This window comes from Rhodopseudomonas sp. (genome assembly GCF_013377015.1).
In the GTDB taxonomy this organism is placed as follows: domain Bacteria; phylum Pseudomonadota; class Alphaproteobacteria; order Rhizobiales; family Xanthobacteraceae; genus JARJEH01.
Genome location: NZ_JACABA010000003.1, coordinates 397,345 through 413,529, shown reverse-complemented (window position 1 = coordinate 413,529; position 16,185 = coordinate 397,345). Strand labels below are relative to the sequence as shown.

Genomic DNA, 16,185 nt, shown 5'->3' with positions numbered 1-16,185 from the left:
CGTTAAGCGACGTCCCCCATTTTTGCGGAAAACACTCATGACCTTCACGCTTCCCGATTTGCCATACGCCTACGACGCGCTCGCGCCCCATATGTCGAAGGAAACGCTGGAATATCACCACGACAAGCACCATCAGGCCTATGTCACCAACGGCAACAATCTGCTGAAGGGCACCGAATTCGAGGGCAAATCCCTCGAGGACATCGTCAAGGGCTCGTTCGGCAAGAACGCCCCGCTGTTCAACAATGCCGGCCAGCACTTCAACCATCTGCACTTCTGGAAATGGATGAAGCCCAATGGCGGCGGCGACAAGCTGCCGGGCCGGCTGGCGAAGAAGATCGATGAGGATCTCGGCGGGCTGGAGAAGTTCAAGACCGATTTCGCCGCCGCCGGCGTCGGCCAGTTCGGCTCCGGCTGGGCCTGGCTTTCGGTCAAGAACGGCAAGCTCGAAATCTCAAAGACGCCGAACGGCGAGAATCCGCTGGTGCACGGCGCCACGCCGATCCTCGGCGTCGACGTCTGGGAGCATTCCTATTATATCGATTATCGCAACCGCCGCCCGGATTATCTCAAGGCGTTTGTCGATCATCTGGTGAACTGGGAGTATGTCGACGAGCTGTTCTCCAAGCTCTGATCGCCATTGCCAATTTCGAGGGGCGGCCGCATCGCGCGGTCGCCCTTTTTCTTGTCGCAATCGATCTTGCAGTCAACGATGGCTTGCGGCAAAACCCATTGAAGATGTCGTCTGTCAGCGGATCGCCTGCGCGATCCCGCCGATCCGGAGAACAGGGTGCAGAGCTATCTTCTGGTGTTTTTCGGCGGCGGCCTCGGTGCGATGCTGCGCCATTTCGTCAATATCCTCAGCGCGCGCACGCTCGGCACCGCGTTTCCGTACCACACCTTCCTGATCAACATCACGGGTTCGATCGTGATGGGCCTGATCGCCGGCTATCTTGCATTCAAGGGCGAGGCGTCGCAGCCGTTCCGGCTGTTCCTGATGACCGGCATTCTCGGCGGCTACACCACCTTCTCGGCGTTCTCTCTTGATGCCGCGCTGCTCTATGAGCGCGGCGAAGTGGGGCTGGCGGCGCTCTATGTGCTGGGCTCGGTGGTGCTGTCGATCGCCGGGCTGTTCGGCGGCCTCACCTTGGTTCGCCATCTGACCTGAGCGTTGGCTTCATCGCTGCGACAGATGATGCAACAGGAAGGTCAGAGCGGTGCTGGCGAATGCGCGCATATTGTCTAGCCGGTCGGCGCTGCCGGTTTCCAGCGTCATCGCCGCCTGCGTCGGCCCCGCGATCGCGATGCAACTGTGGCCGGCGGCATCGCCGTAACGGTTGCCGGTCGGCCCGGTGGCGCCGGTTTCCGACAGGCCCCAGTCGCAGGCAAACCGGGTGCGGATCTGGCTGGCCAACAATTGCGCGTAGGGCTCGGATGCCGAGCGCAGTCCTTTCATGTCCGGGTCGGGAATATCCATCAGGATTCGGCGCGCCTCACGGGTATAGACCACCGCGGAGCCGAGAAAATACGCTGAGGCGCCGGGCACGGCAAGCAGCGCGGCCGAGATCAGCCCGCCGGTCGAGGATTCCGCGACCGCGATGGTTTGGCGTTGCGCGATCAGCTTGATGGCCACTTTTTCGGCCAGCGGCACCAGTTCCTGCATCATCGGAGGTCTCCCTGTTAGCCGTTGCTGCTTGAGATCGAGGCCGTCAGCCATTGTCGGAACGCCGACAGTTTCGGCGAATCCGCGTTCGCCTTGGGCGACACCAGATAGAATCCCCATTCATCCGGCAACTTGATTTTGAACGGCACCACCAGCCGGCCCTTGGCGATGTCGCTCTCCACATAGGAGGTGCGGCCCATCGCGACGCCGAGCCCATCGATCGCCGCCTGCACGGTCATGAAGATCAGATCGAACGACAGCCCCGGGAGCTTCGACACCGTGGGCGGCTGCCCCGCCGCGGTCAGCCACAGCCGCCAGTCGTCGTCGTAGCCGCCGCTGGTATGAAGCAAGGTGTGTTCAGCCAGGTCCTGCGGACATTTCAGCGGCTTTCCACCCTTGAGCAGCGCCGGGCTGCACACCGGAAACAGCTGATCGGCCATCAGCCAGTCGGCACGCAGGCCCGGCCATTGGCCGCGGCCATAGCGGATCGCGGCGTCGACGTCGCCGCTCTTGAAATCGACCAATGCCCGCGAAGTGGTGATGCGTACATCAATGCCAGGATGCGCCTCCTGGAACGCGGACAGTCGCGGCATCAGCCACTTCGCCGCCAGCGAGGCCAGCGTGCTGACGGTGAGCACGTTATCGTCGCCCTTGCGCAGCAACCGGTCGGTGGCCAGCCGCAGATCGTTGAATGCGGCGCGGATGCCCGGCAGGTAGTCGCGCGCCTGCGGTGTCAGCGCCAGCGCGCGATTCTGCCGGACGAACAACCGGACTCCGAGTTCGTCCTCCAGCCGCTTGATCTGATGGCTGATCGCGGTTTGGGTGACGTTCAGTTCGGCTGCGGCCTTGGTGAACGACAGATGCCGCGCAGCCGCCTCGAACGCGCGCAAGCCATTGAGCGACGGAAGCCGCGCGGTCATGTCGGCGACGGCCCGATCTTCAAGAGATCATTTTGCATGAGATAATTTCATATCAAACGGGACAAAGTGTCGTTTGTCGCAATGCAATATTGCGACGATATTTGCTATCAGAAATTAGTTTCTGGAGCCGATTATGTCCATATGCTCAGACCACTCGATGATAAATTATCATGACCTCAGCTTCCTCGGCCGCTTCCGCGCGGTGCTTCACACTTGGCGCGATCGGCAGCGGCAGCGGCAGGAATTGGCCCGTTTCACCGAGCGCGACCTGCACGACGTCGGACTGTCCTGGAGCGAGATGGTTTACGAAATCGAGAAGCCGTTCTGGCGCGCCTGATCGCGTGCGGTGCCTGGCACCAGTCACGACAATCGGAATCACGGGAGCGTTCGGTGTTCGCGTTGAATCTCGCCAACCTTGGGCAATACACCGACGTGGTGCGGTTGCGGACCGGAGCGGCGCTGTCGCTACGGTTCGCCGAACCTGGAGACGCCGACGCGCTGCAGGACTATTTCCGGTCGCTGTCGAGCAGCTCGCGCTACAATCGCCTGATGGGCGCGGCTCCCGAACTGCCGCAGACCCAGCTGGATAAATTCGTCCGCGCCGGCGAGGGTGGCAGCTACTCGGTGCTCGCCACCGTGACGGTCGGGGATGACGACGCGATCGTCGGCGAGGCCCGCTACGCTTACCAAGCGGAATCGGCGAGTCTGGAATTCGGCGTTTCGGTCGACGATCGCTGGCACGGCAACGGCATCGGCGCGGCGTTGTTGTCCAATCTGGAATGCCGGGCCGCGGCGTTCGGCGCCTGCCGGCTGTTCGGTGATACGCTGCGCTCCAACGGTGCGATGCTGGGCCTGGCGCGCAAGCTGGGTTTTTCCTTTAGCCACACGCCCGGCGACTGGCGGCAAGTGCGCCTGGAAAAGCCGATCCTGTATGCGCCGAAGGAAATTCCCTGCGTGAGCTGGCGGCTCGCAGCGACCGCGATGCCGAGCCCGTCCACGCTGCGGTGACCGGCAGCTAGAACTTCTCGACCCAGGGCCGCAGCTCAAGCTCCCAGCTCCAGGCGCTGCGCGGTTGCTGCAGCACGTTCCAGTAGCTCAGCGCGATCGCATCGGGATCGAGCATCGAATCCGGCTTTTCGGGGGGCTCCATCCGCTCCGGCCGCGTGGTGCTGCGGATGCCGCCGTCGATCACGAAATGCGCGACATGGATGCCCTGCGGCGACAATTCGCGCGCCATCGATTGCGCCAGGCCGCGCAGCGCGAATTTGCCCATCGCGAACGGCGCCGATTGCGCATAGCCCTTGACGCTGGCCGACGCTCCGGTGAACAGGATCGCGCCATGCGCCTGCGGCAGCATCCGGCGCGCCGCCTGCTGCGCCACCAGAAAGCCACCGAAGCCGCTGACCGCGATCGCCTGCGCGACATCCGCCGCCACCAGATCGACAAAGGCGCCGCGGGCGCGGCCGCTGGCGTTGTAGACCACGACGTCCGGCGCGCCGAACTCGCGTTCGACCAGTCCGAACAGCCGCTCCACGGCCTCCGGATCGGTGGCGTCGCAGGCGTGGGCCTTGGCGCCGGCGTCGGTGCAGATCGCGCCGAGCTTGTTGATGTCGCGGGCGGCGAGCGCGACCTTGAGGCCCTCGCGGGCGAACAGCCGCGCCAGCGACGCGCTGAGGCCGTCGCCAGCGCCGACGATCAGCGCCGTCTTGTATTTCGGAATCTGCATCGACGATTTCCTTTCACGGTTTCACCCGTCAGCCGCGCAATCCGGCGAGGCATCCAGCCGCTTCCAGCACCGGATCGAGCGCGGTTTTGTCGGGCACGGCAGCATAGCGCGCGCGCAACGCGGCCAGCGAGCGCGCGTGATATTTCTGCGGCTTCTGGGTCCAGACCTGGTCGCCAAGAGTGACGCTGAATTCCTCCTGCTTGTCGGTCAAAGCCTTCTCATTGGCCAGCGTCCACGGCATGAATTGTCGGCCGACATGATTGGTCAAGATCGGCATCAGGGTCGGCGCCAGCGTCGCCCAGGATTCGAATTCGCCCTCGGCGCGCGGCCACAGCATCCGGTGCACCCAGTCGAGCAGATGCGGCGCGTTGCCGCCGATCAGCGCGCCCGCGGTGGGATCGGTCCACATTTCATAGATCTGCCCCCACAGCCCGAAGTTGCCGAACGCCGGGCGGCCGCCGAACAGATAGGGCCGCGTCGCCAGATGATCGTTCAGCAGCCTCATGATGTCGAGGAAACCGGCCTCGATCTGCGGCGCGGTCATCGCGTTGGAGCCGACGAACCAGACCCGATCGGTCATCCGCGCGCGGACCTGCTCAGTGCCGGCGGCGTGCTCGGGCTCGCCCGCGGTAGGCGCGCGCATCCGCGCGATCCGTCCGGCCGAACTGATCTGGTCGACATCGCGGGCCCAGCGAAAATGGAACATCCACTTGTTGCCCCATTCGTCGCCGAATTCCTCGAGCAATGCCGAGATGAATCCGGTGACCGGATCGGCGGGATGGATCGAAGGCTCGGGATGCAGCTTCTCGATGGCATCGATGATCGGCGTGGAATCCTGAATGCCAATTCCGTCAGGTGAAATGACCAGCGGGATGATCGGCATTTTGGCGTGCTGCTCGAATTCGGCCTGGCTGGCGGCGTTGCGCAGCACCCATTGATGCGGAATTCCCTTGTAGCGAAAATACGACCGCACCTTGACCGAGTAAGGCGACATTTCAGCGCCAAAAATACGATAGACTTCGGTCAATAGATTATCCTCCGATTGCATTTATGGGTGGCTTTGTGGCTCACTCTGTCGGACAGACTTATAGCATCCGAACAGAACAAATAAGAGTTGCAAATGTTGGCAGGAAACACACGCGATCCGGCGCCGTCGTCGGATATTCAAGGCGGCGCCAATCTGATCGCGCCCGACACTTCCGGAATGAATTTCTACCGCGCCGATCCGGCGCTGACTGATCTATTGAGGATCCATCTGCCCGCCGCGCTGGTCCGCCACATCGAGCCGCATCTCGACCGGCTAGGCAGCCTGTGCGGTGGCCCGCTCGACGAGGCTGCAAGGCTCGCCGACCGTAACGTTCCGGTGCTGCATCACCGCGACCGCTTCGGTCGCGATGCGCAATATGTCGAATATCACCCGGCCTATCGCGAGCTGGAGCGCGCCGCGTTCGGCGAATTCGGCATCCACGCGCTGTCGCATCGCAAGGGCATCATGGGCTGGCCCGACACCTATCCGGTAGTGGCGAAGCATGCCTTCACGTTTCTGTTCAACCAGGCCGAGTTCGGCATGGGTTGCCCGATCAACGTCACCGATGGCGCCGCCAAGCTGCTGTCGACCTACGGCGATGCCGCGCTCAAAGAAAGATATCTCGATGGTCTGACGCAGACGGATATCACCAGGCTGACCCAGGGCGGCCAGTTCATGACCGAGAAGGAGGGCGGCTCCGACGTCGGCACGCTCGCCACCACGGCGGTGCAGGAGGGTGATAACTGGCGGCTGAGCGGCGAGAAATGGTTCTGCTCCAACGCCGACGCCGAAATCGTGATGCTGCTGGCGCGCCCGGTGGGCGCCGGCCCCGGCACCAGGGGCGTCGGACTGTTCCTGATGCCGCGCCATCTCGATGACGGCTCGCCCAATCACTATCGGATCGTGCGGCTGAAGGACAAGCTCGGCACCCGCTCGATGGCGTCGGGTGAAATCAAGCTGGAAGGCGCGATCGCCTTTTCGGTCGGCCGACTCGACCGCGGCTTCGCGCAGATGGCCGAGATGGTGAATTCGTCGCGGCTGTCGAATGGCGTCAAGTCGACCGCTTTGATGCGACGCGCGCATCACGATGCGATGGCGGTGGCGCGTGGTCGCGTGGTGTTCGGAAGTCGCATCGTCGATCTGCCGCTGGCGCGGCGGCAGTTGATGAAGATCATGCTGGCGACCGAACAGGCGCTGTCGATGAGCTTCCTCACCGCCGATGCGCTCGATCGCGCCGAGGCCGGCAGCCAGGACGCCGCAGCCTTGCTGCGGATTCTGACTCCGACCTTGAAGTTTCGCGCCACGCGCGATGCGCGCAAAGTCTGCGGCGACGCCTTGGAGATGCGCGGCGGCATCGGCTATGTCGAGGAATTCGCCACCGCGCGGCTGCTGCGCGACGCGCATCTCGGCTCGATCTGGGAAGGCACCGGCAATATCGTCGCGATCGACGCGCTGAAGCGCGCGGTCGGCCGCCACGGCGCGGAATCGGCGCTGGCCGCCGATCTGCATGCGCGGCTCGACGACGCGGCCAGCGTGCCGCAAGCCTGGCGCGACCGGCTGCGCGGCCTGGTTGATCGCGCCATCGGCTTCGCCCGCGAGGTCGCCAGCCGCGCCGATCATGAAGCCGACGCTCGCCGCGCCACCAGCACGCTGTATCACGTTGCAAGCGCAGTAACGTTGGCCTGGGAAGGCGCGCGGATCGACGCGATGCGCGGCGATGCTCGCCGGGTGCTGCTGTCGCGGCTGGTGGTCGATCATCGGCTCAATGCGCCGGATCCGTTTGCGCTGAGCAATGGCAATACTGAATTTGCTATCGCCGAACATCTGCTCGGTGATGGCCCCGCGAACATGAAGGAAATCGCCGAGTTATTGACGGCGGCCTAACCGCCGCGCAACGATCAAAGAGCAATCAAGAAGACCGCAACAAGGGAAACCGCCAATGAAGGCCGCCGTGCTCCACGAAGTCAACAAGCCGCTCGTGATCGAGGATGTCAGCGTGCAGAAGCCTGGGCCTCGCGAGGTGCTGATCCGCACCACGGTGGCGGGGCTGTGCCATTCCGACCTGCATTTCATGGAGGGGCTGTATCCGCATCCGCTGCCGGCGGTGCTCGGCCATGAATCGGCCGGCGTGGTCGAGCAGGTCGGCTCCGACGTCACTTACGTGCAGCCGGGCGATCACGTCGTGACTTGCCTCTCGGTGTTCTGCGGCACCTGCGACAATTGCTCGACCGGGCGGCCGGTGTTGTGCACTGACACCACGGTGAAGCTCTTGCCCGGCGTGTCCAATCGGCTGAGCTGGGCGCGCTCGGAGAAGCTCCACCAATTCCTAAATCTTTCATCGTTCGCCGAGCAGATGCTGGTGCACGAGAACGCCATCGTCAAAATCCGCCGCGACATGCCGCTCGATCTCGCCGCGTTGATCGGCTGCGGCGTCATCACCGGCTTCGGCGCGGTGGTGAATACGGCCAAGGTCGCGCCGGGCGAAACCGTGGCGGTGATCGGCTGCGGCGGCGTCGGCATGGCGTCGATCAACGGCGCCGAGATCGCCGGCGCTGGCCGTATCATCGCCATCGATACCAACCCGGCGAAATTGCAGCTCGCCACCAAGCTCGGCGCCACCGATATCGTCGATCCCGCCAATGGTGACGTCGTGCAGCAGGTGCGCGATCTCACCAAGGGCGGCGTCAATCATGCGTTCGAGGTGCTCGGCCGCAAGGAGACCGCCGAACAGGCCTTTGCGATGTTGGCGCCGGGCGGCACCGCCACCATCGTCGGGATGATTCCGTTCGGCCAGAAGATCGAACTGCACGGCTTCGATTTCCTGCGCGAGAAGAGAATCCAGGGCTCGTCGATGGGCTCGAACCATTTTCGCGTCGACATGCCGCGGCTGGTCGAATTCTATCTGCGCGGCCGGCTGCACCTCGACGACTGGATTTCGGCGCGGCTGAAGCTGTCGGAGATCAACGAAGGCTTCGCGGCGATGAAGGCCGGCAAGACCGTGCGCAGCGTGATCATGTTCGACTCGTAGCAACCGCGAGGCTGCGCCGCGCCAGTCAGCGCAGCGCGGCCTCGACTTCGGGCGCGAGCGACGCGGCGAGGCTGCGATAACCTTCCGGGGTGAGATGCTGACCGTCGGGCTGATGCGGCAGCCCGTGCAGCATGTTGTTCGGCAGCATGATCAGCCTGATGCCGCGCGCCGACACCTTGGCGCGGATCGCCTCGATATTGGCGCCGGTGTCGCTCTTTCCTTTGCGCCGGTCGTTGCCGCCGGGCTGCAGGATCACCGCGACGGTGTCGCGGCCGAGCAGGCCGTCGAGCCGCGCCAGCATGTGGTCGGTGGTGTCGCCATTGATGCCGGCATTGACGATCCTGACCGAACGACCCTTGGCGCGCAGCATCGCCTGCAACTGCTCCGGGTAGGCCTGGCTGCGCGCCACGCCCTTGCCGAAGGTGTTGCTCGCGCCCAGAGCGACCACCGTCGCGGCGAGCGAAGGTGTGGTCACGCTGACGGCCAGGGCGGCGATCAAGCTCAGGGCGCTCAGTCTCATCTCGTGCTCCGGCAGCCGGCGCAAGGCGCGCCGGCAGAGGATCGTCCGGCGTCGCCGATCAGTCAATCAGCGCCGGCGGTGGCTTGAACCCGCCGAATTCACGCTCGATCAACTCGGCCAGCTTCAGCGGCGTGCGGTCCTCGAGCCAGGGGCCGACGATCTGCACGCCGATCGGCAATCCCTCCGGCGACATCGCCACCGGGATCGCGGTCGACGGCAGGCCGGGTAGCGTCGCGATGCCGGGCCATACCAGCTGACTGGTGTAAGGGTGCTCGACACCGTCGATGATGATGCGACGTGCCTCCTGCGGCTCGCTGTGGTCGTGCGGATAGGCCGGCGTCGGCATCACCGGGCAGATCACTGCGTCGTATTGCTCGAACAAGGCGCGCCACTGCGCGCGCAGGCCGGTGCGGGCGCCGTCGTCGATCAGCCAGTCGCGGTGACCGAGCGTGATGCCGCGGAGCTGCTCGGCGGCAAGGCTGCGATCCTTGGGGTCGAGCCGCGCGGCCTCGGCCTGCGCGCCGGCATAGATCTCCGATGGGAAGCCCACGGCGAGGAACGACATCAGCATGCGGACATAGAGCCGCGAGGTCTCGGCGAGGTCGGGCAGCAGAGGCGTCTCGCGGGTCACGGTGACGCCGGCCTTGCTCAGTCCGGAGGCGAGCGCCTGCAGCGCCTGGCGCACGTTGGCGCCGGTCGGCAGCAACGGATGGTTGTCGAGCAGCAGCACGCGAAAATCCTTCAGCGCGGTGTGCCGCGGCGCCGGCAGCTCCAGCCGGTAGGCTATGCCGTCGAAGATCGGGTCGGGTCCGGCGATGACGTCGAGCAGCAGCGACAGATCGGCGGCCGAGCGCGCCATCGGTCCGATTACCGAGAGATCGCGGTTCGACGGCAGCGGCGGTAGCGGCGGCGGGGTGTGGCCGCGCGCCGGGCACAGCGCGAAGGTCGGCTTGTGGGCGTAGATGCCGCAATAATGCGCCGGCACCCGCAGCGAGCCGCCGATGTCGGAGCCGAGCGACAGCGCGCCGTAACCGGCGGCGAGCGCCGCGGACGATCCGCCGGACGAACCGCCGGGCGTGCGGCCGAGATCGAACGGGTTGTTGGTGGTGCCGTAGATGTCGTTGTAGCTCTGCCAGTCGCCGAGCCCGATCGGTACATTGGTCTTGGCCAGGACCACGCCGCCGGCCGCCTTCACCCGTTGCACCGCCAGCGCATCGTCCGCCGCGATGAAATTCTTCTGCGGCGGAAATCCCCATGTTGTCGGCGTGCCGGCGAGGTTGAACGACTCCTTGATGGTCATCGGAATGCCGAGCAGCGGTTCGCGCCCGCCGCGCGACAGCGCCAGATCGGCGGCGCGCGCGCTCTGCAGGCCGCGCTCGAAATCGCGAACACAGATCGCGTTGATGTTCGCGTCGTAGCGTTCGATGCGGTCGATCGCGTCCTTGGCCAGTTCGACTGCGGAGACCTTCTTGGCTCTCAGCGCGGCGTTGAGTTCGGTCGCGGTTGAGAAGCTTGAATGCAATTCGGCCAAGTCATGATCTCCGTTGCGGTGGTTGCCGCCCGTGCGACAAATCTGCGCGAATGATTATCACTCGCGCGGACCAACCAATCGGACGAATGATTACCAAACGCTGACAAGCGGCTGCAGCAAATTGTCGCAGGCGCGCTGCGGCGGTAGTTTTTTGATCTGAATCATAGATGCAGCATCGCCGCAAATGATGAGTTTGAAGCGTGCTTCGGTTCGTATCGATCGACCGCGGCCAGAAGTAGCCGTTTGCGAAATTGAAACTGCGCAAATCCGGTCGAGTTTGTTTGCGCAGTCCGTCGTACGAAGCAGACGACGTCTTCAAAAAATTCATCACCGAATTGGGAGGAAGTTATGACAAAAATCACGCGTGAATTGTCGGCATCGATGACCCGGCGCGGGTTGTTCAAGGCCGTCGCTGGTACCGCCGGGGCAGTGGCCCTCGTCGGTCTGACCAGCAACGAAGTGCTCGCCGCCAAGATGACCAAGCAGGCGGCCAACTACCAGGCGACGCCGAAAGGCGGTCAGACCTGTGCCAAGTGCCAGAACTTCACGGCGCCGAGCAATTGCTCCCAGGTCGACGGCCCCGTCAGCCCGAATGGCTGGTGCACTTTGTTCAACGCGAAGGCCTGATCATCAGCGTGCTGGGCCTCGGCCCAGCACCGCATCAACCGGTTGCTTTCAGAACTGAGGCATTTCGAGCGCGCGAGGCCGCTGTTGAGTTCTGGAATTCCAGCTGTTGCTACGGTCGTCGCTGCGACACAGGCAATCGCAAATCCGGCAGATGAATTATTGGTGCTTAATGTCGGATGGACGACGTATTAAATCATTATGGTAATTTGATACTTGCGAACTACTCGTAACTGATTTGCGTCTAGGCTTATATCGGTTGTTGCCGGCAAGACACATCGGGAAATATATCTGACAATGTTGCCGTGAACTACCAATCTGGACAATTGCGCAGACTTGGTAGTTGTTAGTTAATGTACCAGTGCCGTCGCCGCGGATTCGGATTCGGCGGGTGGCTGCAGCGGCGCGGTGAGTAATGCGGCGTTGGGAGGAGCGAAGATTGCGCATTGGGGGCGGTGCCATGCTGTTAGGTCGATGTCTTGGGAAGACCATTGTCGGCGTCATAGGTGCTCTGGCGGTGGGTCTGCTGGCGTCGGCCACGCTGGTGGCAACCACGCAATCCGCGCAGGCCTTGCCGATTTTTGCGCGACAGACCGCGCAGCCTTGCGGCAATTGTCACACCGACGTGCTCGGGCTGACGCCGTTCGGTCGCCGCTTCAAGCTCGGCGGCTACACGCTGGGCGGTGGTCCGTTCCGCAAGACGCTGTTTCCGATCCCGCCGTCGGGCAAGGTCTTTCCGACCGTGGACGATTTCCGCAGCGTCCTGGTGCCCGGCGTCGCCGCCGCGAAGGACGCGACCGCCGAATTGCGCTCCTATGCGGCGCAGACGGCTGGCCAAGATAACGCCGGCCCTCAAAACAACGGCAAGAAGACCACGACGGCCCCGCAGCAGGCGATCAACAATGCGTTCGCTGCCGTTCAGCAGGCCGATGAGGAAAAGGGCTGGTATCCGCCTCTCGCCGTCATGCTGATCTCCGGCTACACCCACACCCAGGCGGCGGATCCGAATTGGCAGCCCGGCGTCAACCACTGGAAGGCGAACGACAATGTCGGGCTGGCGCAGGCCAGTTTGTTCGGCGGCGGCGCGATGAGCGACAATGTCGGCGTGTTCGCCCAGCTGACCTATGGCTTCCCGGCGATCGACGCCGCAAAGGGAACGTGGGGCTGGGACAATGTCGACCTGCGCTACGCCAGTACGTTCCAGGTCGCCGGCACTGACGTGCTGTTCGGCATCACCGCGCATAACAATCCGACCGTGCAGGATGTCTGGAACACGGCGCCGGCCTGGACCCATCCCTATTTCACCACCCAGCTCGGCTTCACCGGGCCGGCCACCTCGACGGTGATCGACGGTCAATATGGCCAGCGCGTCGGCGGCCTCGGCACCTACCTGTTCATCAACGACATGCTGTATCTGGAAGCCACCGGCTACAAGACGCTCGGCGTCGCGGCGGCGACCCGGTTGGGTGCGGATCCGCTCGGCAGCCTCGGCCAGATCGCCGGCATCGCTCCCTACGGCCGCATCGCGCTGGAGCAGCGCTTCGGCGATCACAATCTGATGGTCGGCGGCTTTGCCAGCCGGTTCGAGATTGCTCCATGGTCGGTGGCTGGCGTTCCGGTTCCCCTCGATCTGACCGGCGCTATCGCGGCGTCGCCCTATGCGATCACCAACAAATACACCGACATCGGCGTCGACACCCAGTATCAGTACCGCGGCGACAATTTCTGGGTGATCCTGAAAGGCGCCTATATCCGCGAGCAGCAGCGCTACGACGCCGGCTATGTCGGAGCATCGACGCCCGCGAACCTGAGCGACTCGCTCAATACGTTGCGGCTCAGCTCGACCGTGGCGATTGGCGGTGACAACCGCGTGGTGGCGACCGGACAATATTTCCGGACCTGGGGATCGCCCGACGCCGGCCTGTACGGGCCGACATTGACGGACCCGAACTGGGGAATCGTTCCCGATACCACGGGCTTCATGGCCGAACTCGCCTATCTGCCGTTCGGCACCAGTCGGGCGCCATACTGGCCGTGGTTCAATGCACGGCTGGGCGCCCAGTACTTCTACTACACCAAGTACAACGGCGACACGCTGACCCAGCATAACAAGAACACGTTCATTCTCTACTCGACGATCTTGTTCTGACGGGATCGAACGGCGGCGCCTCCATCCAAGGCAGGCGCCGCAAAGCGGCGACATGGATAGCAAGGACGCTCGGGTGGGCGAGCTCAGGGGATCGACATGAAATCAGCTTTGTGGGGTGCGGGTCTGCTGGCGTTGGTTGGGGCGTCTCCGGCGTTGGCCGCCGACCTGCCGGTGAAGGCCGCGCCGGTCGCTTCCGTCTATGACTGGACCGGCTTCTATATCGGCGGCAATGCCACCATCATCCACGCCGACAAGCGCTGGGACTATCTCGGGCCGCTGTTGCCGACCGGTCCCGACGGCAATCAAAGAATTGACGGCGCCTTTGGCGGCGTCCAGGCGGGCTTCGACTATCAGGTCGGCAGCTGGGTGCTCGGCCTCTCGGCGCAGGGTGATTGGGGCGAGGCGCGGGGCAGCGCTGCCAGCCTGCTGTTCCCCGGCGTGCAAACCAACCGCTCGCTGATCAATGCGTTCGGCCTGTTCGGCGGCCGGCTTGGTTACGCGCTGAATAACGTGCTATTTTACGGCAAGGGCGGCGTCGGCGGGGTCCACGACAAATACGACGTCTTCGACACCGGCACCGGGCTGACCCTGGCGACCGCCTCGGAAACCCGCTTTGGACCCTCGGCTGGATTTGGCTTCGAGCTGGCCTTCTCCGAGCACGTTTCGATCGCCGGCGAATACAACCATGTGTTCCTCGGCCGCCGCGACCTGGTGTTCTCGACCGGCGACATCTACCGGATCCGCCAGGATCTCGACGTCTTCGCCGTGCATTTGAACTATCGCTTCAACGGGCGGTAGGGATTGAGGATTTCGCGGGGCCGACTCCGCGTCGACGCCCCGTCTGGTCTCTCTCGTGACTTGGAGCTCCGGTCCAACCGGAGCTTTTTTGTTGCGCGCTATCCGCCGCCGAAATCCTGCGGCTTGAAGTCGAGGTCGAGCACCTTCCATTCCTGGTATTTGCCCGCCGGCAACATGCTGTAGGGCTGACATTTGGTGAGCGCGTCGATCGCGCCGCGCATCAGCGCCGGGCCCTTAGCTGAGGCGCTGGCCTCGATCAGATCGGGAGGCCGCGCCAGCCGTCCATCCGGCGTCAGCGACACCCGCAGCACGATTCTGACCGTGTCGCTGGGCGACAGCGCCGCCGGCAGCGGTGCGCAGGATTTCAGGTGTCGCCGCAACGCCGCGACATTGTCGGCGCCGATATTGGCCTGGGTTTCCGCTGGCGCGTCGAAGTCGGTGTTGGGCGGCAAGCCGAGCAACACGGAATATTTGACGGTGACGTCGGGCTCCTGCGGAATCGCCGGCGGCAACGCGGGGGCGACGGCCTGCTGTGGCGCGGCTGCTGCTTGGGGCGCGGTTTGCGCCTGGGGCGCCGGCTTCGCGGGCGGCGCGGCGGACGCCTTTGGCTGCGGTCGCTTTTCCGGCTCGGCCGGTGGCGGTGCCGGTTGAGGCGGCGGCACGGGCGGAGCCGCCTCGGCGAACGAGGGTTTCGCCGGCGGTTCGATGATCGGCGGCGGCGTTGGCGGTGTCGCTTCGGGGGCCGGGGGCGGCGGCGCCTCCTCCGGCGTCACCACGTCGACCGCGATCGTCTCGACCTGTTCCGCGGCAAACGGATGCACCTCGGCCATCAACAGTACCAGGCCGAGCAGTGCCAGATGTGCGATGGCCGACGCGGCGGCCCCCGAGCGGATCAGCAATCGCGGTGTCATCGGTGCGTGGTCGAGATCGCAAAGCCCATATCGAGCAGCATAGCCCGCGGCACCGGGCGGTGGACTCTTTTTCTTGCCGCCGTCCGCCCTGCCGGCGCTCTGGATCAGGACCGGGCGGCCGCGCCGTTGTCCAGGAACCGCAGCAGCAGCCGGCTGACCTCGTCCGGCTGCTCCTGCTGCACCCAGTGGCCGGCGCCGTCGATCAGATCGCAGCCGATCATGTTGCTGCAGGCGGTGCTCTGCATCGCCTCGAACGCGCCCGGGCGCTGATATGTGCCCCAATCCTGTAAGCCAGCGATGAAGCAGGACGGCACGTCGATGCTGCGGCCGGCATAGGTTTCATGCTCGGCGGTGAACGCGCCGGATGTGCCGCAGCGATACCATTGCAACCCACCCTGAAATCCGGTGCGGGCATATTCGGCGCTGTAGACCGCGAGCTCATGGTCGGGCAGCCAGCGACAGGCGGCGATCTCCGCGGCCGTCGGCATTTCCTGCGCGACGGTCTGCGCCATGGTTTGCGCCAGGTCCATCACATAATAGGTCGGCATATTCGCCAGTTCGGCAGCGGTCCAGCCCTCGAGCGGATAGGGCGCATTGCCTGTCCAGTCGGCGCTCTTGTAATGATAATAGCCGCGCAGGAAATCATGCACGCCCTGCGGCGCGTGCTGCATGTCGGCATTGGCCTCGCGAGTCGAATAGTACCATTGGTAATGCTTGCGCGGCCGCGGCAGCGCCGCGAGGTCGCGATGCACCGGATCCTCCGGCGTCGGCTGCCGCGGCGCATCGACGGTGGCGAATGGCAGCGGCGGCGGCCCGGAGAACGGCGCGCTCATCAGCGCCACCGAGCGAAACACGTCGGGCCGCACCAGCGCGCACCACGCCGCCACCGATGCACCGAAATCATGCCCCACTACGGCGTCGACACTGCGATAGCCGAAAGCCGCGACAACACCGAGCGCGTCGCGTACCAGATTGAGCAGCCGGAACGAGCAGAGATCACCGTCGTAGTCGGCGTCCCAGCCGGTGGTGCGGCCATAGCCGCGCTGGTCCGGCGCGATCACGTGATAGCCCGCCGCCGCCAGCCGCGGCAACACCTTGCGCCAGCTATAGGCCAGTTCCGGAAAGCCGTGCAGCAGCAGCACGCAGCGCCGGCCCTTGGTCTCGAAGCCGGCCTCCAGCACGTGGACGCGCAAGCCGTTGATGCCATCGACATAGCGCGCGCGGATGCCGGGCGGGAGAGGGATGGGGCCGATCGTTCCGGTATCGGTCACGCTTGTGGTCTTCCCAT

17 protein-coding genes are annotated in these 16,185 nt (G+C 64.5%); 9 read left to right on the top strand and 8 right to left on the bottom strand.

Translation table 11 applies throughout. The features are described from left to right. Positions 1-37 precede the first annotated feature (37 nt). Both HXX15_RS17045 and crcB read left to right on the top strand, forming a co-directional pair. The gene (locus HXX15_RS17045) at positions 38-634 is read left to right on the top strand and encodes a superoxide dismutase (RefSeq protein WP_296517523.1); all 597 of its coding nucleotides are present in this window, start codon (positions 38-40) and stop codon (positions 632-634) included. A gap of 156 nt (positions 635-790) precedes the next feature. After that, positions 791-1,168: a fluoride efflux transporter CrcB gene (crcB, locus tag HXX15_RS17040; protein ID WP_296517521.1), complete on the top strand. Its 378-nt coding sequence runs from the start codon at positions 791-793 to the stop codon at positions 1,166-1,168. 9 nt (positions 1,169-1,177) lie between these two features. Here the strand turns inward: crcB and HXX15_RS17035 are convergent, their stop codons facing one another. Both HXX15_RS17035 and HXX15_RS17030 read right to left on the bottom strand, forming a co-directional pair. Next, complete coding sequence (locus HXX15_RS17035) at positions 1,178-1,663, bottom strand: CinA family protein (protein ID WP_296517610.1); 486 nt, start codon at positions 1,661-1,663, stop codon at positions 1,178-1,180. Positions 1,664-1,680: 17 nt separating this feature from the next. Further along, positions 1,681-2,583: a transcriptional regulator GcvA gene (locus HXX15_RS17030; RefSeq protein ID WP_296517519.1), complete on the bottom strand. Its 903-nt coding sequence runs from the start codon at positions 2,581-2,583 to the stop codon at positions 1,681-1,683. Between the two features lie 133 nt (positions 2,584-2,716). Here HXX15_RS17030 and HXX15_RS17025 point away from each other — a divergent pair, with 133 nt between their 5' ends. Further along, entirely contained in the window at positions 2,717-2,920 is a 204-nt protein-coding gene (locus HXX15_RS17025) for a DUF1127 domain-containing protein (RefSeq protein WP_296517517.1), read from the top strand. A gap of 53 nt (positions 2,921-2,973) precedes the next feature. Next, the gene (locus tag HXX15_RS17020; protein WP_296517516.1) at positions 2,974-3,591 is read left to right on the top strand and encodes a GNAT family N-acetyltransferase; all 618 of its coding nucleotides are present in this window, start codon (positions 2,974-2,976) and stop codon (positions 3,589-3,591) included. 7 nt (positions 3,592-3,598) lie between these two features. Here the strand turns inward: HXX15_RS17020 and HXX15_RS17015 are convergent, their stop codons facing one another. Continuing rightward, complete coding sequence (locus tag HXX15_RS17015; protein WP_296517515.1) at positions 3,599-4,309, bottom strand: SDR family NAD(P)-dependent oxidoreductase; 711 nt, start codon at positions 4,307-4,309, stop codon at positions 3,599-3,601. A 28-nt stretch (positions 4,310-4,337) separates the two neighbouring features. Next, on the bottom strand, positions 4,338-5,336 hold the full coding sequence (locus tag HXX15_RS17010) for a glutathione S-transferase family protein (protein ID WP_296517514.1): 999 nt from the start codon (positions 5,334-5,336) through the stop codon (positions 4,338-4,340). A gap of 93 nt (positions 5,337-5,429) precedes the next feature. Between HXX15_RS17010 and HXX15_RS17005 the strand changes: the two genes are divergently transcribed. After that, positions 5,430-7,220 (top strand): acyl-CoA dehydrogenase family protein, encoded by a 1,791-nt coding sequence (locus HXX15_RS17005; RefSeq protein ID WP_296517513.1) that lies wholly within the window; start codon positions 5,430-5,432, stop codon positions 7,218-7,220. 55 nt (positions 7,221-7,275) lie between these two features. Then, complete coding sequence (locus HXX15_RS17000) at positions 7,276-8,364, top strand: Zn-dependent alcohol dehydrogenase (protein ID WP_296517512.1); 1,089 nt, start codon at positions 7,276-7,278, stop codon at positions 8,362-8,364. A gap of 25 nt (positions 8,365-8,389) precedes the next feature. Here HXX15_RS17000 and HXX15_RS16995 read toward each other — a convergent pair whose 3' ends face one another. Then, on the bottom strand, positions 8,390-8,884 hold the full coding sequence (locus tag HXX15_RS16995) for a GDSL-type esterase/lipase family protein (RefSeq protein ID WP_296517511.1): 495 nt from the start codon (positions 8,882-8,884) through the stop codon (positions 8,390-8,392). A 58-nt stretch (positions 8,885-8,942) separates the two neighbouring features. Continuing rightward, positions 8,943-10,415, bottom strand: coding sequence for an amidase (locus tag HXX15_RS16990; protein ID WP_296517510.1), 1,473 nt, complete (start codon positions 10,413-10,415; stop codon positions 8,943-8,945). 348 nt (positions 10,416-10,763) lie between these two features. Between HXX15_RS16990 and HXX15_RS16985 the strand changes: the two genes are divergently transcribed. From HXX15_RS16985 to HXX15_RS16975, 3 genes are all read left to right on the top strand, one after another. Then, positions 10,764-11,042: a high potential iron sulfur protein gene (locus HXX15_RS16985; protein WP_296517509.1), complete on the top strand. Its 279-nt coding sequence runs from the start codon at positions 10,764-10,766 to the stop codon at positions 11,040-11,042. A gap of 457 nt (positions 11,043-11,499) precedes the next feature. Continuing rightward, positions 11,500-13,188 (top strand): cytochrome C, encoded by a 1,689-nt coding sequence (locus HXX15_RS16980; RefSeq protein WP_296517508.1) that lies wholly within the window; start codon positions 11,500-11,502, stop codon positions 13,186-13,188. 96 nt (positions 13,189-13,284) lie between these two features. Then, the gene (locus tag HXX15_RS16975) at positions 13,285-13,986 is read left to right on the top strand and encodes an outer membrane beta-barrel protein (protein WP_296517507.1); all 702 of its coding nucleotides are present in this window, start codon (positions 13,285-13,287) and stop codon (positions 13,984-13,986) included. Between the two features lie 98 nt (positions 13,987-14,084). On the opposite strand, the gene HXX15_RS16970 is transcribed toward HXX15_RS16975, so the two are convergent. Continuing rightward, positions 14,085-14,897, bottom strand: a complete 813-nt coding sequence (locus HXX15_RS16970) for a hypothetical protein (RefSeq protein WP_296517506.1) — start codon at positions 14,895-14,897, stop codon at positions 14,085-14,087. A 104-nt stretch (positions 14,898-15,001) separates the two neighbouring features. Continuing rightward, a complete protein-coding gene (locus HXX15_RS16965; RefSeq protein ID WP_296517505.1) occupies positions 15,002-16,168 on the bottom strand; it encodes an alpha/beta hydrolase in 1,167 nt (388 codons plus the stop codon). Between the last annotated feature and the right edge of the window lie 17 nt (positions 16,169-16,185).

Bases quoted from the DNA above. Each gene is read 5' to 3' on its own strand.
- HXX15_RS17045 (WP_296517523.1), top strand. From the start codon at position 38: ATGACCTTCACGCTTCCCGATTTGCCATACGCCTACGACGCGCTCGCG.
- HXX15_RS17035 (WP_296517610.1), bottom strand. From the start codon at position 1,663: ATGCAGGAACTGGTGCCGCTGGCCGAAAAAGTGGCCATCAAGCTGATC.
- HXX15_RS17030 (WP_296517519.1), bottom strand. From the start codon at position 2,583: ATGACCGCGCGGCTTCCGTCGCTCAATGGCTTGCGCGCGTTCGAGGCG.
- HXX15_RS17025 (WP_296517517.1), top strand. From the start codon at position 2,717: ATGTCCATATGCTCAGACCACTCGATGATAAATTATCATGACCTCAGC.
- HXX15_RS17015 (WP_296517515.1), bottom strand. From the start codon at position 4,309: ATGCAGATTCCGAAATACAAGACGGCGCTGATCGTCGGCGCTGGCGAC.
- HXX15_RS17005 (WP_296517513.1), top strand. From the start codon at position 5,430: ATGTTGGCAGGAAACACACGCGATCCGGCGCCGTCGTCGGATATTCAA.
- HXX15_RS17000 (WP_296517512.1), top strand. From the start codon at position 7,276: ATGAAGGCCGCCGTGCTCCACGAAGTCAACAAGCCGCTCGTGATCGAG.
- HXX15_RS16995 (WP_296517511.1), bottom strand. From the start codon at position 8,884: ATGAGACTGAGCGCCCTGAGCTTGATCGCCGCCCTGGCCGTCAGCGTG.
- HXX15_RS16985 (WP_296517509.1), top strand. From the start codon at position 10,764: ATGACAAAAATCACGCGTGAATTGTCGGCATCGATGACCCGGCGCGGG.
- HXX15_RS16980 (WP_296517508.1), top strand. From the start codon at position 11,500: ATGCTGTTAGGTCGATGTCTTGGGAAGACCATTGTCGGCGTCATAGGT.
- HXX15_RS16975 (WP_296517507.1), top strand. From the start codon at position 13,285: ATGAAATCAGCTTTGTGGGGTGCGGGTCTGCTGGCGTTGGTTGGGGCG.
- HXX15_RS16970 (WP_296517506.1), bottom strand. From the start codon at position 14,897: ATGACACCGCGATTGCTGATCCGCTCGGGGGCCGCCGCGTCGGCCATC.